Annotated in this window: 20 protein-coding genes; 7 read left to right on the plus strand and 13 right to left on the minus strand. The window is 55.8% G+C overall.

Annotated elements, in window-relative coordinates; translation table 11 throughout:
• Positions 1 to 101 precede the first annotated feature (101 nt).
• Positions 102 to 530, minus strand: a complete 429-nt coding sequence (locus C5Y83_RS01805; RefSeq protein WP_233207034.1) for a response regulator — start codon at positions 528 to 530, stop codon at positions 102 to 104.
• A 151-nt stretch (positions 531 to 681) separates the two neighbouring features.
• Here C5Y83_RS01805 and C5Y83_RS01810 point away from each other — a divergent pair, with 151 nt between their 5' ends.
• The gene (locus tag C5Y83_RS01810) at positions 682 to 894 is read left to right on the plus strand and encodes a DUF2007 domain-containing protein (protein WP_105327942.1); all 213 of its coding nucleotides are present in this window, start codon (positions 682 to 684) and stop codon (positions 892 to 894) included.
• A 19-nt stretch (positions 895 to 913) separates the two neighbouring features.
• Here C5Y83_RS01810 and folK read toward each other — a convergent pair whose 3' ends face one another.
• Positions 914 to 1,858, minus strand: a complete 945-nt coding sequence (gene folK / locus C5Y83_RS01815; protein ID WP_105327943.1) for a 2-amino-4-hydroxy-6-hydroxymethyldihydropteridine diphosphokinase — start codon at positions 1,856 to 1,858, stop codon at positions 914 to 916.
• Positions 1,859 to 2,545: 687 nt separating this feature from the next.
• Positions 2,546 to 3,361, minus strand: a complete 816-nt coding sequence (locus C5Y83_RS01820) for a carbon-nitrogen hydrolase family protein (protein ID WP_158262187.1) — start codon at positions 3,359 to 3,361, stop codon at positions 2,546 to 2,548.
• 123 nt (positions 3,362 to 3,484) lie between these two features.
• Between C5Y83_RS01820 and C5Y83_RS01825 the strand changes: the two genes are divergently transcribed.
• Positions 3,485 to 4,324, plus strand: a complete 840-nt coding sequence (locus tag C5Y83_RS01825; protein ID WP_105327945.1) for a glycosyltransferase family 2 protein — start codon at positions 3,485 to 3,487, stop codon at positions 4,322 to 4,324.
• A gap of 39 nt (positions 4,325 to 4,363) precedes the next feature.
• Positions 4,364 to 5,899: a lipopolysaccharide biosynthesis protein gene (locus C5Y83_RS01830; RefSeq protein WP_105327946.1), complete on the plus strand. Its 1,536-nt coding sequence runs from the start codon at positions 4,364 to 4,366 to the stop codon at positions 5,897 to 5,899.
• A 17-nt stretch (positions 5,900 to 5,916) separates the two neighbouring features.
• On the opposite strand, the gene C5Y83_RS01835 is transcribed toward C5Y83_RS01830, so the two are convergent.
• From C5Y83_RS01835 to C5Y83_RS01865, 7 genes are all read right to left on the minus strand, one after another.
• Positions 5,917 to 7,281: an SAM-dependent methyltransferase gene (locus C5Y83_RS01835; RefSeq protein ID WP_199194964.1), complete on the minus strand. Its 1,365-nt coding sequence runs from the start codon at positions 7,279 to 7,281 to the stop codon at positions 5,917 to 5,919.
• A complete protein-coding gene (locus C5Y83_RS01840) occupies positions 7,257 to 7,997 on the minus strand; it encodes a DUF1365 domain-containing protein (protein ID WP_105327948.1) in 741 nt (246 codons plus the stop codon). Before C5Y83_RS01840 ends, C5Y83_RS01835 begins: the two co-directional genes overlap by 25 nt.
• Positions 7,919 to 9,259, minus strand: coding sequence for an NAD(P)/FAD-dependent oxidoreductase (locus C5Y83_RS01845; protein WP_105327949.1), 1,341 nt, complete (start codon positions 9,257 to 9,259; stop codon positions 7,919 to 7,921). Before C5Y83_RS01845 ends, C5Y83_RS01840 begins: the two co-directional genes overlap by 79 nt.
• Entirely contained in the window at positions 9,256 to 10,110 is an 855-nt protein-coding gene (locus tag C5Y83_RS01850) for a DUF1295 domain-containing protein (RefSeq protein WP_233207036.1), read from the minus strand. Before C5Y83_RS01850 ends, C5Y83_RS01845 begins: the two co-directional genes overlap by 4 nt.
• A gap of 87 nt (positions 10,111 to 10,197) precedes the next feature.
• A complete protein-coding gene (locus C5Y83_RS01855) occupies positions 10,198 to 11,985 on the minus strand; it encodes a DUF885 domain-containing protein (RefSeq protein WP_105327950.1) in 1,788 nt (595 codons plus the stop codon).
• 114 nt (positions 11,986 to 12,099) lie between these two features.
• A complete protein-coding gene (locus tag C5Y83_RS01860) occupies positions 12,100 to 13,404 on the minus strand; it encodes a Glu/Leu/Phe/Val family dehydrogenase (protein WP_105327951.1) in 1,305 nt (434 codons plus the stop codon).
• Between the two features lie 122 nt (positions 13,405 to 13,526).
• Positions 13,527 to 14,789: a glycosyltransferase family 4 protein gene (locus C5Y83_RS01865; protein ID WP_158262188.1), complete on the minus strand. Its 1,263-nt coding sequence runs from the start codon at positions 14,787 to 14,789 to the stop codon at positions 13,527 to 13,529.
• 95 nt (positions 14,790 to 14,884) lie between these two features.
• Here C5Y83_RS01865 and C5Y83_RS01870 point away from each other — a divergent pair, with 95 nt between their 5' ends.
• The 4 genes from C5Y83_RS01870 to C5Y83_RS01885 all read left to right on the plus strand — a co-directional run bounded on the left by C5Y83_RS01870 (position 14,885) and on the right by C5Y83_RS01885 (position 18,127).
• The gene (locus C5Y83_RS01870; RefSeq protein WP_105327953.1) at positions 14,885 to 15,634 is read left to right on the plus strand and encodes a hypothetical protein; all 750 of its coding nucleotides are present in this window, start codon (positions 14,885 to 14,887) and stop codon (positions 15,632 to 15,634) included.
• An 18-nt stretch (positions 15,635 to 15,652) separates the two neighbouring features.
• Positions 15,653 to 16,354, plus strand: coding sequence for a hypothetical protein (locus tag C5Y83_RS01875; protein WP_105327954.1), 702 nt, complete (start codon positions 15,653 to 15,655; stop codon positions 16,352 to 16,354).
• Positions 16,355 to 16,356: 2 nt separating this feature from the next.
• Positions 16,357 to 17,055: a hypothetical protein gene (locus C5Y83_RS01880; RefSeq protein ID WP_146117593.1), complete on the plus strand. Its 699-nt coding sequence runs from the start codon at positions 16,357 to 16,359 to the stop codon at positions 17,053 to 17,055.
• Positions 17,056 to 17,548: 493 nt separating this feature from the next.
• Entirely contained in the window at positions 17,549 to 18,127 is a 579-nt protein-coding gene (locus C5Y83_RS01885) for a hypothetical protein (protein WP_105327956.1), read from the plus strand.
• Positions 18,128 to 18,161: 34 nt separating this feature from the next.
• Here C5Y83_RS01885 and rdgB read toward each other — a convergent pair whose 3' ends face one another.
• From rdgB to C5Y83_RS01900, 3 genes are all read right to left on the minus strand, one after another.
• On the minus strand, positions 18,162 to 18,776 hold the full coding sequence (gene rdgB, locus C5Y83_RS01890) for an RdgB/HAM1 family non-canonical purine NTP pyrophosphatase (RefSeq protein ID WP_105327957.1): 615 nt from the start codon (positions 18,774 to 18,776) through the stop codon (positions 18,162 to 18,164).
• A gap of 13 nt (positions 18,777 to 18,789) precedes the next feature.
• Positions 18,790 to 21,324: a U32 family peptidase gene (locus C5Y83_RS01895; RefSeq protein WP_105327958.1), complete on the minus strand. Its 2,535-nt coding sequence runs from the start codon at positions 21,322 to 21,324 to the stop codon at positions 18,790 to 18,792.
• Positions 21,325 to 21,574: 250 nt separating this feature from the next.
• On the minus strand, positions 21,575 to 24,328 hold the full coding sequence (locus tag C5Y83_RS01900) for a BatD family protein (RefSeq protein ID WP_158262189.1): 2,754 nt from the start codon (positions 24,326 to 24,328) through the stop codon (positions 21,575 to 21,577).
• Positions 24,329 to 24,352: the final 24 nt, after the last annotated feature.

Consider the following 24,352-nt stretch of genomic DNA (forward strand, 5'->3'; position numbering starts at 1 on the left):
CGATTCCCTTCGCGCAGCCGGAAAAAGTTCGCCGGCGGAACGTAGGTTAGCGCGGTCGTGATCGCCGTAGTGGTCGTACGGAAATTGGCGGCTGGCCGTTGTTACGACATGCTGTGATGTTTGGTGAACAGAGCTGCCTGCCAGCGTGCGGCGCGGTCGATGTGCTGCTGCACGATCGAGCACAACTCTTCTCGCTTAATCGGTTTCAGCAAGAAGTCGGACGCCCCTTTCTCGACTGCCTCGGTCACCAGCATCCAATTCGAATGCCCTGTGAGAAACACCACCTGTGTCCAGGCATTTCGATGCTTGGCATAAACCAACATGTCCATGCCGTTGATATCCGGCATTTCGATGTCGCTGATCAGGAGATCGCAGCAGTTGTTCGAGATCCATTCCTGGGCTTCATGCACGTCGGTGAAGTCGTGCAGCACGAGTTCTTCCCCGAACGTTCCGCGCAGGATGGTTTTCACTAAACGGACAATCCCCGGGTCGTCGTCAAGAATTACGGTGGTGAGCTTTCGGTTTGGCATGGAGATCTCGACCCTAAACGATTGAGGAAGCACCGTCGTCCGACGGCAAGTGTGTGAGGTAAAGTTACGTTACAATTAGCTTGTAGATGGCCCCGATGACGGGAGCCCGCAACTGTTAGATCAAACCCATTGTTGGCGGAGTAACGATATTATGGAAAATACCGAATTTGTGCCTGTGCGGACCTGTCAGAGTCATGAAGAAGCCACGATCATCCAAAATGCGCTGCAGGAAGAAGGCATCAATTGCGCCTTGGATAACGACCATCAAGGCGGACTGACCGGTGTGTTGGCGATTCGCCTGTTGGTTCCTGCCGATCAGCTAGAAAAGGCGAAGGCCTTTCTCGACGAGCATCACGCCGACTAATTTGCCCGTAGTTGATTGACTACTGAACGGCCTCGACCGCCGCGGTGACTTCGGTAATCGCGGTGGTCATGTCGTGCCCTATCAGGCAAAGACGTGGGCCGTGCACCTTTTCTTGAACCGCTTCGATAAGACGCCGCTGAAGATCTTCCCTGGCTTTCGGCGACCACCAGGTATTTTCTTGCGGGGCGATCGATTCGGCGGCAGGAATCCAAAGAATCACCAGTCGCGATGGCGCGTCGGACGCTATGGTCGTCGCAGAAGTGTCGCGTATCACGGCCGAGATTTCCGACCAGTAGGGAAGCAAGCGAACGGCTCCCGCGTCTTCTTTGATTGAGCTGGGCGATGGTTCGAGCAGGTCGACAAGTTCTCGGGCCGAGTCAGGCCAATGCGGAGCAGTAAGCGGGATGCTGACCACGTCTTTTCCCAGCTTCTTTTGGACCTCTTCACACAATCGCCAGGCCGTTGGACCTGGGGGAGTTGCCAGTTCGATTACGGGGGGCGAGTTAACGAGTTGCTCCCACAACTGACCCATCGTCGCACCGAGTTGCGGATGGATCATTTCCGCAGCCACTTCCGCGGCTGGTTGCATTACGAATTTGCGGAAACTCATTCGAGGGTGAGGAAGTGTCAACTTGGGTGTTTCCAGCACGACATCGTCGTACAGCAGCAAGTCCAAGTCGAGGCTGCGTGCTCCCCAGCGTAGTGCTCGGACACGTCCATGCTGATGCTCGATTTCGATCAGCTTCTGGTGGACTTCGTCCGGAGACAAGTTGGTTTCGTACTTGGCTGCCGCGTTGATGAAGTCAGGTTGCTCGGCAGGTCCGCCGACAGGTTTGGTCGCTAACAGACTGCTTCGACCAAGTAGAGAGAAAGCTGGATCGGCGGCAAGCTCGTCGATGGCCTGCGAAACGGTTTCGCCGCGATCACCCAAATTGGCGCCTAAGGCGATCAGGATAGTGGCCACAATCGAATTCTTCACTGGCCGCAACGGAAGTGTTGGAAGCGAGGCCTGCGGCTACCAGGCACAAATACGCCAAAAAGCGTGAAGGGATATCCTTAAACAAGACCCGCAGGTCTGTCGCAGTCGTTCCGTCCGTCGTCGCCCTTCGTGCTTTTTAGCGGAGAGGTTACTAACCTTGTGCGACAAATCCTTTTGCCGGAAAGCAATTCTCCCGCATGGCTCTTATCTGCCTCGCTCACTCCGTTGGTATGGCGAGTCGTTCGTCTACCAAACTAACTTGTTGTTGGTGCATTATCCGAGCGCGCAACGCGACCGCGGGAAGGCCTTGCATGCGAGCTGGGAACCATCGGTCAGAACGACCAATTTGCGACAATCAACAACAGGTTTAGGAGGAGGAGAGAGGCGTTTTCGACGCGACTAGCGTCTGGTGGTTCCAATCAACATAGGGACTAATTTTGCGAAGCGGAGTCGAGTTGTCAAGCAACCTGAGTAATCTTTTTTTCACAATCGAAGTTCCACGAGAGTTTCGTTGTAGAAAAAAGACAAAAATCGAAATCGAATCTCGCAAAACGAAATTTGTTGATAAGGACTTATTGAATAAGTCATATTTTAGTTGTGTGAAATAGATGATGAGATGAGTTCGGTTCGTACGTATTCTTTCGCAAGATGATTCCCGCGCGATCGATCGCGTTACGCCATGCGACGATGTTTAAGTGCCGGAAGTTCTTTTCGCAGTTGGCGCTGCTTCGCCAAATCGATCTCAGCAAAAATAATTCCGGGTGTTTCGTGCGCACCGCGCGCTAAAATAGTTCCCCACGGATCAACAATCATCGAGTTGCCATGGCAACGGATCGAATCGCCGTACATTCCGCACTGATTTGCCGCGATCACATAGACTTGATTTTCAATGGCGCGCGCTCGCAGTAAGACTTCCCAGTGTGCTTGGCCTGTTTTGTCGGTGAACGCTGCGGGAAGGAGGCAGATTTGCATCCCGTTTTCGGTTAGACGGCGAAAGACTTCGGGGAACCGTAGATCGTAACAAATGGCTTGTCCAACGTGCCCGAGCGGCGTCGAGGCTTCCGCAAGTTGACTACCTGCTTTGACGTAGTTCGATTCAATGGTTTTGACTTCCGCTAGGTTGATATCAAAGCAGTGAATTTTGTCGTAGCTCGATAAGACTTGGCCACTGGGACCAAAGATGACACTCCGATTGAGAACCTTGTTTGGTTCTTCCGTCGAAGCAACCGCCACACTACCGGCGCAAAGGACCAGTTGGTGTTCGCTGGCCAAAGCCCGCATCTTCGTAAAGACCGGCCCATCCATTGCCTCTGCATGCTGCTTTAGGTTGACCAGATTTCCCAGGTAGGGGAACAGCTCTGGCAAAACCACCAATTTGGCCCCTTCGGTGGCCGCCTGAACGATCAGGTCTTCGGCTTGGGCCAGGTTGGCAATTTTTTCCGTTCCAGAGTCCAATTGTATGGCCGCAGCAAGATACGGAGCGATCATTGGGAACATCTCCAGCGTTTCATTTATCGTGAGCTATGTTCTATACTGACACAGGGTGTTTGCGACCGTAGCAAGCCCCCCCTTCCTCGGACGGTGCGCCATTGTTACGGATTCACTAAATTCATGAGTATCCATACTGAGAACGAGTTGACCGAGCTAAACCATCTTCAGCAGCAATTGATGTTGGCCGTGGAAGATGATGCGCGGCGAGTCGAAATTTTGGCGACCCTCCTGGGTGAAGCAGCTTGTTACCGCTTGGCGATCTACCAGATTCCTGCCGACTTCGTCTTGTCGGTCGTGATTCCGGTATACAACGAGGTGAAGTCACTTCCGCAAGTGATTGCCGCCGTACGCCGCTGTGGTTTCCAATGCGAAATCATCCTGGTCGACGACGGCAGTACCGACGGCACACGTGACCTGTTGGACGGCATGCGTGGTGAACCTGACTTAAAGATTATCTTCCATGAGAAGAACCAAGGCAAAGGTGGCGCCCTTTCGACTGGTTTCCGTCTGGCAACCGGCGATGCGGTGATCATCCAGGATGCCGACTTGGAATACACCCCGAATGACTATCGCGCCTTGCTCCAGCCGATCATCTGTGAAGGTGTCGATGCGGTTTACGGTAGCCGCTTTATCACGGGTCAGCGAAACGTACCACGCTTGCGTCATTACATCGCCAACAAGATTGTGACGATGTGGTCGAATTTGTTTACCAATCTGCTGCTGACCGATATGGAAACCTGCTACAAGGTGTTCCGTCGCGAAGTCATTCAAGAGATCGCTCCCACACTACGTGAAAAGCGGTTTGGTGTCGAACCAGAGATTACCGCCAAACTTGCGCGTCGCAAGGGCCTGCGAATTCGTGAAGTCCCCATCCGTTACTTCCCACGTTCGTATGAAGAAGGGAAGAAGATTGGCTGGCGGGATGGTATCCGAGCCCTGTGGTGTGCGATAAGGTATTAGACCTAACCTGCTTCATCGTCCCCGCCAGACTCGGTCTTAATGAATGATGCCCCATCTCTAGAGAGCGGATCTTCGCCTATCGATCCGAATCTCTATCAGAAAACACAACGCGCTACCCGGCTTACCATGCTGGGGCAGATCGCGGGGCAGATTATCTCGTTGGTCGTACTCGCCGAATTGTACCGCATGGTCGATCCGGGTGAGTTCGGACTTCTCGGGATGTTTATGCCGATCACGCTGCTGGTGCGTTCGTTCGGCTCGCTGGGGATGGATATTGCTACCGTGCAGCGACGTGGTCTGACCGACGAACAGGCGACTTCGCTCTTTTGGTATCAAATCATTACAGGCGTGATCCTGACGGTCATCCTGGCCGGCATGGCCCCGGTGCTGGCCTTATTCTTCAATGCCGAACGTCTGTTGCCGCTGGGTATTGTGATGTCAGGCACCGCCCTGCTCTACAACAGCTACTCGCAACATAAGTCGCTTGCCGAGAAGAAGCTTTATTTCGGTCGACTGACAATCGTCCGCCTATTGTCACTGGTGATCAGTGGTGTGTTGGCGATTGCCGCCGCCTGGTACGAATTTGGCGTGTGGGCGCTGGTGATCCAGCAGTATGCCGAGTTGATTGTGCTGAACGTTGGTTTCTGGTTCATCGAACCGTGGCGGCCAGGTAAGATGGCTCCCTTCTCAGAAGTGAAATCGCTGTTGCACTTCAGTGGGTTTTATACCCTTAGTGGATTGTTCTTTGCTGTCGGACAGAACTTCGACAAGATCATGTTGGGCGTGTTGGTGGGCAGCAATTTCCATGGGCAAGAATGGATTGGCTATTACACGCAAGCGTATAACCAGATGATCCGTCCGGTGTACTTGCTGACCTCGCCAGTCACTTCGGCCATGCTCCCTGCCCTTTCGCACGCCAGGAAAAACAGCGAAGCATTCACGCGATTGACGTCTGGTTTCTATCGCATGGTCGGCATCATGTTAGCACCCGCATCGGTGGGGATGTTCCTGGTCGGTGAGCGTTTAATGATGGTGCTCGGTGGTGACGAATGGATGGAGGCAGGGGAATTGTTAGCGGTAATGGGGCCAATGATCCTCGCTCAGAGTTGGATCAATATCTCCGGTACGCTGATGAGTGCTGCTGGGCGAACCGACATGTTGGCCGCCGGAGCATTTGGAACGTTGCTGACCCTCGCCGCGGCATGCGGCATTGCCTATTGGCGGGTGGGAAGCGATCCGACCGACTTAACGCTCGAATTAGCGTTCATGGTGACCATTGCCACCGTTTGCATGTGTGGACCTTACTTGGCGTTCTGTTTCCACTTTGCCAGGCTCAAACTGCGGCACCTCTTCTTACCCATGGTGCCGGCGATTGTCGCCTCGCTGCTCATGGGGGTGCTTGTCTGGATGCTCGAGACCAATTTCGGCGTGCTGCCGCAGTTTATGGTCTTGGTGCAACAAGTTGGGGTGGGCGTAATCGCATATCTCGTGTTTGCCCGCAAGGAAGTATTGTGGCTGTGGCGACAACTTCGCGGGCAAGGGATCGAAGAAGTTGGCCACACCGTTGTGGAGTAGCCTTCGCGAACGCTCGGCTACAGCTGGCCGAGGATCGAATCGCCGCGGAAGGTAGGGCGTGACATAACCAACTGGCTCACCCCAATTTGTCGTTCGGCAAAGCCCGCTTCGCAGTAAGCGAGATAATACTCCCACATGCGGAGGAAGTAGTCGTCCATGCCCAGGGCACGAATTCGGGGCAGGTTATCGATGAAGTTGCCTCGCCACTCTTTCAAGGTTCGAGCATAGTGCGGACCGAAATCTTCGGCGTGCACCAGTCGCATGTCGGTGGTGCGCGCCAGCGAGCTGGCAATGAGGCCGTACGAAGGGAGGAAACCGCCGGGGAAGATGTAACGCTGGATAAAGTCGACGCCGCGAGCGTAGCGGTTGACCCGTTCGTCCGGGATGGTGATCGCCTGCAGAACCATGGTTCCATTCGGCTTCAGCAGTTGGCAGCACTTCTGGAAGTACGTGTCGAGGTACTCTCGCCCGACCGCTTCAATCATCTCGATACTGACCAGGTGATCGTACTGCCCCGTCAAATCGCGGTAGTCTTGCTTCAACAGCGTCACGCGATCGGTAAGCCCTGCTTGCTCGATGCGTTGCTTGGAGAATTCGTACTGCTGCTGCGAGATCGTTGTGGTGGTCACGCGGCAGCCGTAATTCTTGGCCGCATACTCGGCGAAACCACCCCAGCCGGTTCCGATTTCCAAGACGTGGCTTTTTGGGGTCAGATTCAGCTTACGACAAATGCGTTCGAGCTTGGCGATCGAAGCTTCTTCGAGCGTGGCATTCGGATGTTCGAAGACGCCAGATGAATACATCATTGTCCGATCAAGCATCAGCCCAAAAAATTGGTTGCTCAAATCGTAGTGAGCGGCGATGTTCTTGCGGCTACCATCGCGCGAATTGCGGGTTCGCCATTGCTGGAAGCGACGAACGGGTGCCAGCCAGAAGGCGGATTGGCGTTCGATCGATTGCAGCGATTGAAGATTGTGGGCCATGATTCGCAGTAGAGCGGTCAGGTCGCTGCAAACCCATTTCCCTTGCAGGTAAGCTTCAGCGGCGGCCAGGGTTCCCCCAAACATCATTTGACGGTAAACACGAAGGTCGTCGATTCGTACGACCACACGCAGTGCCGTGTCGTGGCTGGGACCGAATTGGTTTTGCCCGAGCGGGTCGACGATTAGAACGTGCCCCGCCGTGATGTTCGAAAGCGTTCGATGCAAAATCTTTCGACACTGCCGCGATACCCAGCAGTAAAGACCTTGGGAGTAGCGCCCCGCGGCACTGGGACGATGTGAGATAGGACCTTCCAGGGCCAGTTCTGTGGCCTGAGAGCGACTACTGGAGCAAGCCGAGGGGACACGGGAAAGTTTCATGGATGAGGGAATATGGGACATCGCTTCCACCAAAGTTTGCAGGCTTCTAAGTAGATCGCCGCGATTACCTTCAGGCTCATTGCGGGCATATGCCATGCGAACCGTCGCAGCATCGAGGGTGTTAACGGCTTTTTTTCTAAGGACATCCCCGCTTGGAAGATCCGGTTGCCCGCTTGCCAGTTCTCAAGCCCCACCACCAGTCGATCGCCCGGGGCTTTGAAGCTCCAGCGATAGTTTTGGTCCATTGGCATGAAGGGAGAAACATGCATCTGCTTGGCATGCTCGTAAGTCCATGCCTGCTGCGCGTCGTCCCACGTCGGGGTCAGCAAGTAGGCGTGCTGTTCTCCCCAAGGAATATTGTTTACCTCGGCCACAATCTGCTTAGGAAAGGGTTGCTGATCGTCTTCGATCAAATACAAGTTCAGCGGGCTGAAATAGACGCCGAAGTAACGCAGTTGTGTTAAAAGTCGAATGTGGCCGGTTGGACGCTTGCCAGAGTGGTGCTCTACAAAATCCCGCACACGGCTTTCTAAGGTGCCTTGCTCACTACGAAGGTGAACGTTGCGAGGAAACGAAATCGCTGCGCTACGGTGCTCAGAAAGCAACCGTCGCGGACCGACCAGCGCATCGAGTTCCGCCAGATCGAGCGACGCCATGGTCAGGCGGTATTCAAAGTGGTGCTCGATGGGCGTATGTCGTGCGTGGTGGACGCGTCCTTCGTAGAGGCAGCTGCGCATGTGTCGAGGTTCTTATCAAAGTGCTGGGCGACGGCTAAGGCACTTTTCACGCCGTCCTCGTGAAAACCGTAGCCGCACCAGGCACCACAGAAGTAAGTGAGATGGTTTCCTTGGATCTCTGACAAACATTTTTGAGCGGCAAACGAATGTTGGTTGTAGGCTGGATGCTCGTAGTTGAAGCGATCGAGGATCTTCGCCGGATCGATGCGATCGGTGGCGTTCAGGCTCAATAGAATTGGCTTGGGGGAAGGTACTTTTTGGAGACGCGACAAGTCGTAGGTGACGTTGGCGGTAGATTGGTTGTTGGCGGGGATAAAGTAGTTCCAACTCGCCCAGGCATGCCTGTGGGTGGGCAACAAGCTGGTGTCGGTGTGCAAGACCGCGTCGTTGGCTTGGTACGGAAAACGTCCCAGAAGCTCGCGTTCCAGCGGCGTGGCGTATTCCAGCATCTTGAGCGTTTGATCGGCATGCGAAGCGAAGATCACCCGGTCGAAGTCATACAATTCGCCTGCCTTGGTCAGCACTTTGATCTGTTCTTCCTCTCGGCGAACTTGCTGGATTGGGCAGTTGAGGCGGACACGATGGGCGAGCGGTTCGAGCAGCTTTCGTACGTAAGTCTTTGAACCGCCAACGATCGTTCTCCATTGGGGCCGATTGCGAATCGCCATCAGGCCGTGGTTATCGCAGAAGCCCAGGAAGAACTGTGCTGGGAAGTTCAGTATTTGCTGCGGAGAGGCAGACCAAATCGCGGCAGCCATCGGCAACAGGTACTTCTCGCGGAACATTTTTCCGACGCCGCAGCGCTGGAGGAAATCACCAACCGTTTCTGTGTCTGCCAGGTTGTCCTTGGCCACCGCATCGGTTCCTGCTTGGTTGAACCGTAGGATGTCGCGGAGCATTTTGAGGTAGGCAGGGGAAACAACGTTCTTCCATGACGGAAAGAGTCCGCGAAGACTACTCCCTTGATATTCCAACTTGGAAGCTTCGCAGCGAACACTAAAACTCATGTCGCTGTCTTGAGCTTCGACCCCCAGGATATCGAGCAGGCGGATGAAGTTGGGATAGGTGCGATCGTTGAACACCATGAAGCCGGTATCGACGTCGTAAGGCTGTCCCTCGACTTCACACGTGACGGTATTGCTGTGGCCGCCAGGATAATTCGCCGCTTCAAACAAGGTGACATCATGATCGTCGTGCAGCAGTCGAGCGACAAGGTTTCCGCTGATGCCTCCACCAATCACGGCAATTCGGAGACGGTTCATAAAGGTCGTGGCTCCTGCTTCCTGGAAGCAGCAGGGTGAGAGGATGAAACGGATTCGCTCGTCGATTGCTGCGGCGCGGCAGGGGGCCAAGGGACGAAAGCACTCGTACGGCGGATGTAGTCCGCATACTCGGGGCGGCGATTCTTAATGCGCTGTTCCAAGTGCGCCACGCCCGAGAAGTAGAGCAGGCAAAATGTCATCAAGGCCGGACCGATCGCCGTCCACCAAGCACTGCTATCGGCGGAAAGGGTCAGCAGAAAATAGCCCCACCAAACTAGGAAGTCGCCGAAGTAGTTGGGGTGCCGGGTGTAATGCCACAGCCCTTCGTCGAGCACTTTCCCCTGATTGGCTCCGTTTGCTTTGAAACGCGAGAGTTGGTAGTCGCCAATCGCTTCAAAGGCCAAACCGGTCGCCCAACAGGCCAAGCCGATCGCAGTGATCGCCGTGAATTGCCCATCGAGGGTTGGCAAGATTTGCAGCGGCAGCGAGACAATCCACATGATTGTCCCCTGTAGCCCAAACACGACTACCAAGCTGAACAACGCGAAGTTCCGTCCTGGTTTGTTCCGCATCTCGGCGTAACGTTTGTCTTCGCCGTGGCCCAGATTTCGCCACGCTAAGTAACCACCAAGCCGGCAGCCCCAAACGGTGACCAGAATCGTAGTCAGCCATGCGACGGGACCGGGTGAGGCGGCACAAAGAAGCGAAACCCACGCTACCACAACGAAGCCCAAGCCCCAGAAGATGTCCACAATACTGGCATCTTTGAGCCACAAGCTGAGCAGCCACAGGGTGAACATGCACCCGGCAATGGTTGCGGCGTTGATCAGAAGTAGGGCTGGGAAATCCATGAAACGCTGGGGGAGAGTGAATAAAACAAAGCTATTCACGCGTAACCGCAGCGTTTCGTTCGAGTTAACAGGTGCTATCGAAAATTTTTACTTCGATTTTTGCTCCGCAATCCAGCGGTCGATCACTCGTTCGAGGATTGGGAGCGGCAAGGCACCGTTGTCGAGGACCGCATTGTGGAACTGGCGGATATCAAAATCGTCTCCGAGTTCCTGTTCGGCTCGGGCCCGCAGCTTTTTGATCTGTAATTCGCCGATCTTGTAGGCCAAAGCCTGGCCAGGCCACACAATATAGCGATCGATCTCGACGGCGACTTCCAAGGGGCTTTTGCCACTGTTCTCTTGGAAGAAGGTGATCGCTTGTTGGCGGCTCCAGCCCATGTTGTGCATTCCGGTGTCGACCACCAGGCGGCAAGCTCGCCACATCTCGAAGGTCAGCTGACCAAATTTGTCGTACGGAGTTTGGTAGAAGTCCATTTCTTCTCCCAACGATTCCGCATACAAGGCCCAACCTTCCACAAACGCGGTGTAGTGACCATTGCGGCGGAAGCGTGGCAGATCGGAAAGTTCCTGAGCTCGAGCAATCTGAAGATGATGTCCCGGAACCGCTTCGTGCAGGGTCAACGCTTGCATCTCGTATTTGGGACGGCTATCAAGAGCGTACGTGTTGGCCATGAAGAAACCGGCCCGAGCCGCATCGATCGAACCGGGGTAGTAACGAGCCGAGGTTTGGTTGGGGGCCTCGTAATCGGGAAAGGCCCGCACGCCGTATGGAAGTCGCGGTAAGGTAACGAACAATTTCGGAAGCTTCGCATCGACTTGCTTGGCAATATCACGGTAACCCATCAACAAGTCATCCGCTTCGGTATAGTAGAACTGCGGATCGGACTTGAGGAACTTGATGAAGTCGTCGAAGTTGCCCTCGAAGCCAGACTCACGAATCACCTTCTCCATCTCGCCCCGAATCCGCTTCACTTCGCTTAGGCCGATCTCGTGAATCTCTTGCGGGGTCAGGTCGGTCGTCGTCGAGCTGCGAGCCTTGTAGGCATAATACTCGCGGCCGTTGGGCAGCGCTGCGGCCCCGATCACGTCGGCTCCGTTGGGCAGATATTCGTCTTCGACAAACGATTTCAGCTTCAGCATCGCCGGAAAGACTGCTTGGGCGATCGCTTGCTTGCCTGCTTCTCGCAGACGGTCTTGATCGGCTTGGGGAATCGATTCTGGGAAGTCGTCGAACGGTTTGAACAGCGGGCTATCGGTCGCATCCGCTTTTAGCTGGCCGCTGATTTGCTTCGGGATACTGGCCAACGGACCAGGCGGCTGCACCCAGCGGGTCTTGATCCCTTCCTTCAGCAAGTCGGTAATCTGATCGAGGAACGTTGGGAAGCTTTTCAGGCGAGCCACATAGTTCTCGTAATCTTCCACGCTATCGAACGGCATTTGCTCAGCCGTCTGCGCGAGGCTGAATTGCGGTCCATCGAGTTGGTCGAGGGCAAATAGCTCCGAAGGAAACTTCTCTCCTTCGATTTCATTATTCAGTTCGTACTCGAATAGCTCGTACGAAAGCAGGTCCTGCCCGGTGAGTTGGCTAGGATCGATCTCCTTCAGTTTTTCCAGCAGTTCGTGCGGGTGCTTCTTGCGAAGGTCGATGGCTTCGCGAGACATATCGGTCCAGCGATCGTTGCCGCGGCGATCTCCCAATGCCGTGGCCCACGTCGGGAAGTTGTCCATCCGCCATTCCCAGTCTTCGGCGAACAGAGCGTGCAATTTGGTGGCGGCTGGATTCTCGGAGGCCGGCTCGTGGCCCATTAGCAGAGACGAAGTCAGAGCAACTGTTGTCATGGTCAGCATGACAAGTCGAGCGGCGGAACTAGGCATCGAAAATCCTCGCGGTTAAGGTCGGTCAGGTCAGCCCAAGCCTCACCGGGCTGATCCGTGACTTTCCATTCTGATGCAAGCCGCGAGGCATGCCAACTACTGAAATGTATAATTTTACGAATCGTTGTCGGAAAAATACCGAGCCGTTCCCAGCGAGGCGATGGCCTCACCGATTCGGGATAGTGCGACTGCATAAGCGGCGGTTCGCATGTCGATCTTCTTCTCGACCATCCAGTTATAAATATGGTCGAACTCGCGACACATCATCTCACTTAAGCGATGCTGCACTTCGTCCAAGCTCCAGTAGAAGCCTTGCAGATTCTGGACCCACTCAAAGTAGCTGACTGTCACACCCCCAGCATTTGCCAAGATATCGGGGACGATCAAGATCTCCTTTTCGTGCAAGATTTCGTCCGCTTCGCAGGTGATTGGTCCATTGGCCACTTCGACAATCACGTTGGCCTTGATGGCATGGGCATTTTCCGCGGTGATCACTTCTTCCAAGGCGGCAGGAATGAGCACATCGACATCAAGCTCGAGCAGTTGTTCATTGGTAATCGCCTTGGCTTGGACCGTTTCACAGACCGATCCGCTACAGTAGACGGCTTGCAGGCGGCGAGATTGATTTTTGATTTGAATCAAGCTGGGAACATCAAATCCTTCCGCTTTGTAGATCCCCCCACGCGAATCACTTACGGCCACCACCTGGTAACCTTCAGCGTGTAAGAGTCGGGCGATGCTTTGTCCGGCGTTGCCAAATCCTTGCACCGCAACGCGGATTTGTGAAGGCTCCCAGTCACGCTTCTTGGCCAGTTCTTTAATGCAGTAATACGCCCCGCGCCCAGTTGCTTCATCGCGACCTTGGCTTCCGCCGAGTGGGATCGGTTTGCCTGTAATCACGGCTGGCGTGCGTTGGCGATGGATCTTCGAATACTCGTCCATCATCCAACCCATGATCATGGCGTTGGTGTACATGTCGGGGGCTGGAATGTCGGTTTCAGGGCCAATGAAATCGGCGATCTGTTCGACGAATCCGCGCGAGAGACGCTCGAGCTCTAATCGAGACAGCTCTTTCGCGTTCACACAGATGCCCCCTTTCGCGCCGCCGTACGGAATGTTCATCACGGCGCATTTAAAGGTCATCCAGAACGCCAGCGCTTTGACTTCTTCGATATCAACGTGGGGCGAGTAGCGGAGACCACCCTTGGTTGGTCCCCGCGTATCGTCGTGGCGAACGCGATAACCGGTGAACACACGCAACGAGCCATCGTCCATCCGGACCGGGACGCTGACTTGGAGGATTTGTTTAGGATGCTTCAACCGTTCGAGCGCTTCGGCATCGATGTCGGCATACTGGAAAGCTTTGTCGAGGCGAGAGATGGCGCCAGCGAAGACAGACGATGGAGTTGGGGCATTCATGCGGAGGATCCTTCGGGGCAAAAAGGAGAAGAGGCCCGCCACGCAGCGGAAAGCATTTGGCCGCTACGGTTATTGTTCCCCGTGCGGTGCAAGGAAGCAATAAGTGTGGAACTAAGGAAAGTTTACGTCACCGTCGTGATCTTGCGCGAGAGAATTGGGGAAGTTGGCAAGACCGAGCCAACCTTGGCGGTGGCGACTTCCCGCTTCATGACGCGGCGGATTACCTCCGAGTAAATCTCTTCGTGGCGAATCACATTGCGGGTGTTGTCGAACATCTCGCGGAAGCGAGCCTGACCCGCTTGGCCATACTGCGTGGCGAGATGATCATCGGACAAGACCTCGATGATTGCCTGCGACAAAGCCGGGGCGTTGTTGCTGGGGACAAGCAGCCCATTCACATCGTGAGCAACGCTTTCGACCAGCCCACCAACCTTGGTGGCGACGACCGGCTTGCCGGCTGCCATCGCTTCCGGAGGAGTCAGGCCGAAGGCTTCCTGCGTGGGACAGGCGACCAATAGATCGATTGCCCGCATCACCGATGGGATATCGTCTTGGAAGTTGAGGAAGCGGAATTCTGCTCGAAGGCCCATGCGAATGACCTGCGAGCGAACTTGCTTGATGTATATCGGACAGCGATTCCCCACGACGGCTACTTTGGCATCGGGAACCTTACGTAGCACTTCCGGCAGCGCCTTCAGCAGAAGCAGATGATTCTTCCGTGGGCAAACATCACCGACGATACCGATGAGTTTGTCGTCGGAGGTGAACCCGTTCTCCTGACGCCACGCATCACGGAGCTGCTGGCTGTTAGCTGGGATCGGAGCATGATCGATCAGAGCCCGGACCGTTTCGACGTTGCGTTTACGAACCCGGTTCCAGGTCAGTTCCATGTGGCGGGTGTGATCCGAATTGGCGATTACGTAGTCTTTGAGTGCCCAATAAGCGTGCATCTTCGTATGATGCGCGGTGGCGACCACGGGGATTTTGGTGAGAGTTTTCAGCATCAAACCAAAAATCTGGGCGCTGGTGTTGTGCGTGTGGACGATATCGATTTGTTCGGCATCGATGAACCGGGCCATTTCTCGCAAGTCATGGAGCGGCCAGCGTTTCAATCGTGATGGCTTGAAGCGAACGCCGGTCCCTTCCACTTGCTCTTGAATCCATGAATCTTCTCGCCCGACAAGCGTTACATCGTGCCCGCGTTGTGCCAGGGCGACGGCCAGTCGAAGGCACTGGATGATCGCTCCGTTGACACCGAAGCCGGAGATGATTTGGAGAATCTTCATGAACAAGTAGCGAATCTTAAGTAGGCGTTGGCTGGCCACGTTGCATGCCAGCGGCGAGTTCCGGAGGGCCTTCTTAACGAAATCACCAAATTGAGGCAAGATGAACCTGCCCGGGGGGCCCAACATCGGGAACCGGTTGTGTTAAATTACGTGGAGTTCACACCCTAGACTGATTTACGGCGAAGATAGCATCGATGGCGCATTTTTCTGGCAACGGCGGAACCGAAGGGGGCAATATGGTCATGTATTGGCCAGAGAACCTCCCTGAGAATGCGGACAAACTGCTCGACGAGGACCCGGTCTCCTTTCTTGATTCGATGTGTGAAGAGGGGAAACTCATTTGGTTGCCCAATGAAGCAGACGGCCAGTTTTCGATTTCGGTTTATCTAGACGAAGACCCCCCAGCCCCGCTGAAGGGGTTTCTCGGGGAAGAAGAGCATTACCCGGATGTCCGCGTGAAGGGAAAGACCTTTTTCGCCGGTTTAGAGTGTGTCGGCGAGGAAGAACCGAAGCTGACCGACGAGTATCAGGGCATGTTTACCCAGTTAGCCATTCCCGAAGGAATTTATCAGGGCAACGTCTATCGCACGTTCGTTCCCCCGACGTTCAGCCGCAGCTGGCTCATCGAGCGGCTTGGTGCGGGGCGCTATCGTATCCTGCACTGGCAACAGCTTCTCTCGAAGGCGTCATTCCTGGGAATTGTGGCCAGCTTGTTTGCGTTCTTCTTTTTACAGCTTCCGATTTGGTTGATGATGGTCGGGGTCGTGGCGGCCAGCTTCGTGGCGGCCGTACTGCTGGCCCGGTCCGAGGCGTGCCGAGAAGCGATCGTGGCAATTGACGAATTTACCCAACTTTACCCAGAGTTCGTCGTCGTGTTGTCGACCGCTCCGCCAGAAGCTGTCACCGAGCCAGAATCGTCGGAACTGGCGATGCCGGTTGGCTGAGCGTAAGGAACTAGCTGCGTGAAGCTGAAATGCCCCAACTGCGAGATCGATTTACCGGCCCGGCAAATGAACGTTCAGGCCGATATCGCCGTCTGCCGCGAATGCGACGAAGCGTTTCGGATCTCGACGCTGCTCGGCACCGAGCCGGTCACGATTCGTAACGCCGGCTGGGTAAGCAACGTTCCTGATTCGTTCGATATCAACCAGCCTCCTTCTGGAATCAGTTACGACAACCATGGCATGGGCTGGCGGATTGCCTCGACCACACGCAATGCGATGGCGTTCTTCCTGGTTCCATTCATGTGCGTTTGGTCAGGCTTTTCGCTGGGGGGAATCTACGGAACGCAGATCGCCAAAGGGGAGTTCGAGTTGATACAGTCGTTGTTCGGCATACCCTTTGTGTTGGGAACCCTGCTGTTCGGTTCGCTTGCCCTGCTGAGCGTTGCCGGTCGGACCGTGATTCGGAGCGACGAAATGGACCACGACGCGGGCAGCATCTTTCTTGGCGTCGGCCCGATCGGTTGGACGACTCGCTTCCGCTGGTCCGACGTCGTGCGGATTGAAGAAAGTTATGCCTCCGGCAAGCGAGGCAACCAATCGAAGCAGTTGACGCTGGTCCGAGACAAAGGGGATATCCACTTCGGTTCGATGCTTTCGGAGGCTCGGCGACGCTATGTGCTGCACGCCTTGCGACAGCTGACCACTAGTCGGTCGTATTGATCATGAAGTTAACCTGCCCATCATGTGATACCCGCTTACGCTTCCATAAGATGGACATCGACGCCGACGAAGCGGTCTGTTCGAAGTGTGGTGAGCGAAGTTCAATCTCGGAACAGCTCGGGCATGAAGCGCCGGTTCGAAAGGCGATGATGGTGCCTGATTCGTTCGACCTTCGCCAAACTCCCTCTGGCGTCTCGTTTGAAAACGAGGGCCTCGGCTGGCGGATCACGGCCACCATTCGCAGTGGGATTGGCTACTTTTTGTTCCTCTTCGCGATAATCTTCGGCATCGCTGCCGTTTTGATCGTATTCGTGCCACAGATCAATGCAGGGAAGTTCGACTTGATGGAGTCGCTGTTTGGGATTCCTTTCGTGGGAGCCTCGCTATTGATGGGAACGATTTCCCTATTCTTGCTGTTCGGGGAGACGAAGGTTGAAGCGGACCAGCGCGATCCGGACGTGGGTCGAATCTTTGTTGGCCTCGGGTCGCTGGGGTGGTCACGGAATGTTCGCTGGTCGGAAGTCACTCAGATTGAAGAAACCGACTCCGGTGGAACGGTCAACGATCGCCCAATCATGCAAATCACCTTGCATCGCGACCAAGGAGACATCCACTTCGGGGCACTTCTTTCCAAGCCGCGACTTCATTACGTGATGTATGCCCTGACCCAGTTGGTCACGCTTTCGCCTGTCGACCGCTGAATGCGGAATCCGCGTCGACCTATCTGTGCGTGCTGATCGATCGGCGCAAACGCCGGCCCAATGGTAGGGATCGTAACGATTGTTTCTTGCGTGAACCATGCAAGTCGGCGTCTCTTGCGGCAATGTCTCTTTGGGATTCCGCTCGCTCTTGCCATGTTGAGAGTGAACCGACTGGATTTGCTAGTTATGCCAATTAGTCCGACTTGTGAGGGGGCAGGTGCTAGTTGCGGTTAGGTTCAAGGGATGGGGGAAGCGGTTGCTTCGTCGCGTCGAAAGAGGAGTAGAAACGAGCAGGTTGATCCTTTCCCATCAGAGGGTGATTCCCGAAGTTTCTCACTTCTTCAGGTCGCAAGCACGCACTTTGGTCAATTTGAGAATGACGGTGTCACGATCAAGAAGGCATGAAAACTGCTGCTAACAGTCGGACGAATCATCTCTTTGATCGACTGCTTACCCTTCGGTGAATCGTTTCTCGACGGGAGAACTTCCGGATATGCAAGATGACGGCGACAGGCCGAAGCGAATATCGGGACGCTGGCGAAAGGTAGCAAGGTCGTTTCGCATCGACGATGCGCCGGACGGCATTTGGTACCAACGGAACGGCCCCCGGTGGCAAGTCGAAGCGGCAACGCGAAGTCCGCTGGCGTCGGTTCTCGTCTTGTTTCTCGCGGCTTGGTTGGCGGTCGCCACGAAGATTACCTGGAACGCTCTGTTCGATGACGATACGACCGATCACGTCCAAACTTGGCTGATTGTTCTGTTTTGGCTAGCCACAATCCCGATCGCGGCTTGGACCTTCATTTCGATTTTCGGGCGTGTTGGCGTCGTGTTCGATAAGTCGACCGATTCCGGTTTCGTTTACACGGGCGTTGGTTGGCTGAAACGGAAGAGACCATTTCATGGCGCAGAAGTCATCGCGATTGAGACCTGTAAGGAAAGCATTGAAGGCAATCGTTTCAGCAAGCGAGCGATCGTCTTACGCCGCGACGCAGGCGATATTCGTCTCGGCATTTTTCTCTCGCGTCGCCGTCGCCGATTCCTTGTCAACGCACTCAATCATCTCTTACCTTAGAATGACTTGGTCTGACCTGAATACGCACCGAATGCTAGGTGGCGTGCCAGGCTTCTAACAACGCTCGGGCTGCGTGCCCGCGATGGCCGACCATGGCCGTTTGATCTTCGCTCAGTTGAGCGAGGGTTTGCTTCATGCCGGCGACTTGAAACAGGCTGTCGTAACCGAATCCGGCGGTGCCGATCGGTTTGGTGAGAATGATCCCGGGGCAGATGCCGTGGACTTCTCGCACGACGTTCCCTTCCGGATCGGCCAGGCAGAGATGACAGATGAAGCGGGCCGATCGCTCTTCCGCAGGAACGTCGTTCAACTGTTCCATCAGCTTGGCCAGGTTCATGGCCGCGGTGGCACCTTCACCGGCATAGCGGGCTGAGTGTACGCCGGGGGCTCCTTCCAATACGTCGACTTCCAGTCCGGTGTCGTCGGCCAAAACCCATCGCTTCACTTGCCTGGCGTAGCCGATCGCTTTCTTGCGAGCGTTCTCGGCCAGCGTGATGCCGTCTTCAACCACAGGCGTGAAGTCGACTACGTTTGGTAAGGCCAAGACCGGTATTCGCAGAGGGATTAGCAGCAAGCTTAGTTCGCGTACCTTGTGCGGGTTTGACGTGGCGACGACCAGTTCCTGACAGTTGGACAAGGGACGCGACATCGCAGGTTCCTCGCTAGATGATCGCCAACGGATCGCGGTCGTGCTCTAAGGTGCCGCGCGTCACACCGACACGGTTGAGCGCCTTAAGCTGGGTCCAAACTTCCTCACCGGTCACGCGGCCGGCGAGGAGTTCGCGATAAAGATCGATCACGCGAGCGATCTCCGCCGGGGGATCGTCGTTGAGCAGTTCGATCCGGAAGTTACGCACACCCAGTTCAATCAGCGGCTGGACGATTTCGGCACCACTTTGCGGCGTTTTGTTGAACAACGTGTTGCGACAACCGACGTCGGCCTTCAAGGGATGCTCGGCCCCGACACGATCGCGCAGTTTGACTTCATGCTCGTCGCAGGGGCGTCCGCAGTTTGTCTTGTTGGTACCGGGGGAGAGGACACTACAGAAGACGCAGTGCTCCATGTGAAACATCGGCATGTGCTGGTGAATGACTGGCTCGAGCAAATGTGCCGCGCAGTTTTCGGCCATGACCAAGAGTTGATCGCGATTTAAATCGTACGAAGGGGTTACACGAATGGCCCCACGCTGACGAAGCGCGTCGACGGTCAGCTCGTTGGCAGCATTGAACGAAAAGTCAGCGACGCAGGAAAGCCCTTGCTCAGTGAAGAACTTGAGACCAGAAAGGTTTCGCGCGACGATCCCATCAGGAGAATGCTTGGCCATCGCCTTGAAGATCCCCATCTCACCCGGCTTTTGAATGCGGGGCGTGACCAGCCAGATCTTCGCCCCTGCTTCCTGGGCCAAGGGAACGGCTTGCTTGTACTCGCGAATATCTTGAAAATCGGCGTAAACCGTTTTGATTCCGGTTTCGAGGACCGCTTCGAGTTGATGTAGCGAACGGGTAAGCACGATCAACTGCGGGTCGGTCGGTTCAATACGGCTTGGTGCGACTTCGGCGCGGAGCGATTCCAGAACCAGCTCTCCTTCGATCGTGCGTCCGCGACGGGCCATTGCCTGACGAGCTTCGTCAAGCTGCGTGACCAGTTCCTTGCGTAGCTTGCCAAGCAAACTTAGCGGAACCATCGGGTTGCCGGCGATCTTCGCAGTTAGTCTTTCCAGTACATAGCCGCTGCCGCCCAGCCGAGCGAACTGTTCCTGTAGCGAAGCTTCGGTCAACGGATGCTTGCGGGCTTCTTCGAGCGGCTGTTCGGTTTGCAGTGCGAACGTTCCCAAGGCATCGCTATTCACCGAGATGCGAAGAGGCTGACCGATGCGTGCCGAGGCTTCGATCGTGAGGGGAAGATCACGACCCTGTAGATCGCCGCTGAACGACTTACGCAACTCGCGAGTAAGGGCCGGATCGTCGCTCTTCCAAACTTGCAGTCCAGGTTGCAGATATTGGAAATCGACCGAGCCGCGGGGGAAGTCAACTTCGACCATGCCGCTGGCGACTTCGCCCGTGACGCGTCGTCCTTTCTGACTGATCGTGAAGACGCGCCCCCCCTGCTCTTTCCCGGCGGCGCGATCCCCTTGGAAGACAATCCCATCGCCAGCTTTCAACCGGCCGAACAGTTCCAGCTTCACGCGTTTGCGACGATCGTCGATCGCCACGATTTCGCCCACCATCACACCGCGCTTGGCGCTACTGGTCGCAGGGACGAGCATCTTGTGGTCGCATCCCTGCAACCAGCCCGGGGAGAAGCCGCGGGAAAAAGAGAGTTCCATCTCTTCGACCTGACGCGGCGTGAAGGTCACCGGTTTGCCAGCCAAGGCGGAGTCGATTGCCTGGCGGTAATGCCGCGTGATGTTGGCGACGTACTCGGGAGTTTTCAGACGACCTTCGATCTTCAGCGATACGACTCCGGCAGCTAAAAGCTCGGGCACCAATGCATAGGCGGCCAGGTCTTGCGGGCTGAGGAGATACTTTTGATCTCCCAGATCGATATCGGCTCCGTCACAGATCAGTTCGTAGGGCAAGCGGCATGCCTGAGCGCATTGTCCGCGGTTGGCACTTCGTCCGCCGAGCGACTCACTGGTGAGACATTGCCCACTGTACGCGACGCACAGAGCACCATGCACGAACGCTTCCAGCGGCATGGTGGTGTTTTGGCGAATCTTGCTGATCTCGTTGACTGAAAGCTCGCGTGCCAGAACGACCCGTTCGATAGCGAGGTCTTCGATCTCAGCGATGCACTCGGCGCTGGTCATCGTCATTTGTGTCGAGGCATGGATCGGCAGGTCGGGGGCGGTGCGGCGAATGAGGCCGACCAAACCGAGGTCTTGCACCAGGACGGCGTCCGTTCCGGCCTCGGCGATGCGGCGGATGATCGGTTCGATCGTGGCCAGTTCGTCGGAGAAGGTCAGGGTGTTGACCGTTGTGTAGCCGCGGACGCCATGCCAGTGCAGCATCTCCATTAACTGCGGAAGATCGTCGAGCGAGAAGTTCTTCGCCCGAGCCCGCGCATTGAAGCCGGTTTCGAGACCGAAGTAGATAGCGTCTGCCCCGTTGGCAATCGCGGCCCGGGCACAATCCCAGTCGCCAGCCGGTGCTAAAAGTTCCGGCCGTGTCGCTATCGCAGCAGAAGAATCGCCCATCGAATTCGCATTTCACCCAGTAAGGAAGAAAGAGTGTCTTGGAATCGGTTGATTCTACTGGGAATAGGGCAAATCGAATAGGGAATAAACGGGGAAAGCGGCAATTCGCAGTCGATCTGAGAAATTCATCAGGCTGTTGCCGCAGCAAGAAAAGGGAACGGTGAAAGGGGTTAGGAGAACTCCCCTTTCACCGTCTTGAGTACCGTAGCCGTTAGGGCTACGGCTTTCTATCTTCTAATCGCGAGCCGCGTTACAGAAGCTCGACATCCGGGTTGGCCACCCAGCCGGTCGCTCCGTCGGCGGTTTGAATTTGAACCCAGTTCCCATCTACCTGGAGCACGTCCAGCGACTCTCCTTCCTTCAGCGTCTCGCTTGAGACCGCTGGGAATTGGTCGCCAGGGGCTTCGCGGAGGACGGCAGTTTGCGTGGCGACAATCGCTCCTGGTTCGTCAGCCGTAGTGAACCGTTCGACGCTTGTTAAACCGATCGCCACCAACAGTAAGCAGCTTAAGGAGATCGAAGCCATGCTCCAGTAACGGCCGGGATAGACCAGTGATCCTAACGCGACTCCGCACAAGGCCAGCCAAAGTGACGAACACAAAGCGACCATCACGCGGGAAGGTAGAACCGTTTGCAATTGTTCGGCAGAGGCACTCAGAAGTCCACCAAGCGAACTAGCATTTTGCGGCTGGTTGCCTGAATCGTGCAATGCCGCGCGAGCAATCGTCAAGTTGTTGCGAGCTTGCCAGTTCGAGGCGTCGTGATCCAACGCACGCTCGTAGTTGGCAATCGCTTTGCCGGTCGAACCTAGCTGCAACTGAGCATTGGCCAAGTTGATGTACAGGTTGCTGTTCCGCACGCCGCTTTCCACCAGTTGGTTATACTTGGTGACCGCTGTGGCAAAGTCTTCCTTAGCGGCTGCGGCATCTTCGGACGAAGCTTTCCGACCGTTTTCGTAGGCGCCATTGGCTTCGGCCAGGATGATGTTCTTCTGTTCGTCGGTGAGTGTCGAGGTTGCGAGCGAAGACGCCGTCGACGAAGCCGTTTGGGCGACCTCGTTTTCGTTCTCTTTCTGAGTCGAACCTGCGAAGTGATTGGCTGCCGGAACGGTAACGGCGAGGGCTGCCAGTACGAGACAAGCCGTAGCCACCCACTGGCGTCCACCGAACATCGGACCAGGCGATGCGGGGCGATGCTGGGGGACCGAACTGGACACCTGATCGAGCAATTCAAGGGCCTCCTTTTTCAAATGGGGAAGTTGCTGATTACTGGAACCACCGTAGGCAGCTTGGTCGCATAAAGCGAGGAGTTCGCTCAGCTGCGTACGATCGGTGGTCGAGCCAATTTCGGCAACCAATCCGTTCGCGATTGAAGCCACCTCGGCAGGCGAATCGGCGGTTTGAATCGCATGACGGGCCGCGTGAATTCGCTGTTGCTCTGGGCTGCCGTTTGTCGAGACAAAGCGTTCGCGATGCTTCACACCCCAAGCCAAGGCGACAGCCAGGGCGGGCAACATCATTCCGAGCATCCAAGGCCAATTGGTTTGCGAACTAGCCGACTGTAACGCGTCGCTGCCGGCGTAGTTTTGCAAGTCGAGCTTCGCGGCAGCGGGCGCTTCTGGTCCTTCCGATCGGTCGGACGAACTGGCCGTGCCGATAATCGAGTCGAGTGCCAGACGCTCGGCCTTGCTCACATGGATGGCGATTGGATCACTTTTGACGGTAACGAACTCTTCCTTGACCGGGTCGAAGAAGGTCAGGGGGATCGCGGGGATCTCGGTGATGCCTTCACGGCGGGGACGAATGGTTGTGGTGAACAGCTTGGTGTCCCCTTCGACCAAACCGGCCAACGGTTCGTTCGCCACTTTGAAGTCGGCCGTCAAGTGCGGCAAGGCGGCGAGTGGCGGTGCTTGAACCAGCTCCATCGGACCGTCACCACGCACACCGATATGCAAGGTGATGGGATCGCCTGCTTTGACATCGGTTGGTGTGGCTTGGGTCACGATTTGGTATTGGCCCACCGTTCCGCGATAGTCGGAAGGTCGACCGGCGGTTGGAACAGGTTTCACGTCAATCGGTGCGACCTTGGCCTCGGCGACCACCGGACGACTGGCCACCACCGACAAGGTGTTACGGCGGAAGGGAGAGAAGTCACGATCGCCGAACGGGGACCGACCACCGAAGAAGTCGTCGTTGAACATCGAAGCGAACGGATCGCGCGACTTGGCCAAGCGAGTCGGATAGTCGACCACGATCTGCAGATCACCCACTTCAATCTGACCTGGCTTCTTCGGGTAAACGGTCGCCTCGATCTGATATTGGTAGTAGGAACGTTCGTTGCCGTTAGAATCCATTCGCAACACTTCTTCGCCGCCAGGCCGTTGACGGTTTTCGGCCAGCTCGGTCATCCGTTCGCTGAATGCGCCCCAGTTGGTTCCCTCAGAGATCATTTGCCACATGTTCTCTTCGGAGAGGGTGAGGTCGAACTCGTTGTTATGGTATGGCTTGATCCACAAGTTCAGCGTTAGCTTCAGCGGCTGGCCGACGTAGATCTCTTTCTGTTGACCGGTGATCTCGGCGAACAGAAGGTCGCCCGTTTCACTTTTGGTGGCGACGAACCGCAAGGGGCGGGTCGATTCGATTTGGCCATCTACTTTGAGGTCGATCGATGGAATCTCGAAGGTCCCTTCCTTTCGCGGTGTGATTCGCCACGTGTAGGTCGCAGAAGTCCGATCGGTGCGGCGACCATTGATGATGGTCGTTTGCGTGCTGCGGCTCGGAGCGCCGGCCGATTGAATGTCGAGACCACGCACCTCAGGAATCGTTGGCTCGTCGTGCGACGAAGCGTTGGCGACTTCCAGGTGAAGTGTGATCGGTGCGCCTACATAGGCTTCACGCGACGACAAGGTGGCTTGCAGGTCCGCGGCCTGGACCGACGTTGCCGCCGAACCAAAGGCGACGGCAACGAGGGTCAGCAAGGCGGTAAATAGGTTTCGAGATTTCATCTTTGAACTCGGGATAAGTGGGTT

Source organism: Blastopirellula marina (genome assembly GCF_002967765.1).
Classification (GTDB): domain Bacteria; phylum Planctomycetota; class Planctomycetia; order Pirellulales; family Pirellulaceae; genus Bremerella; species Bremerella marina_A.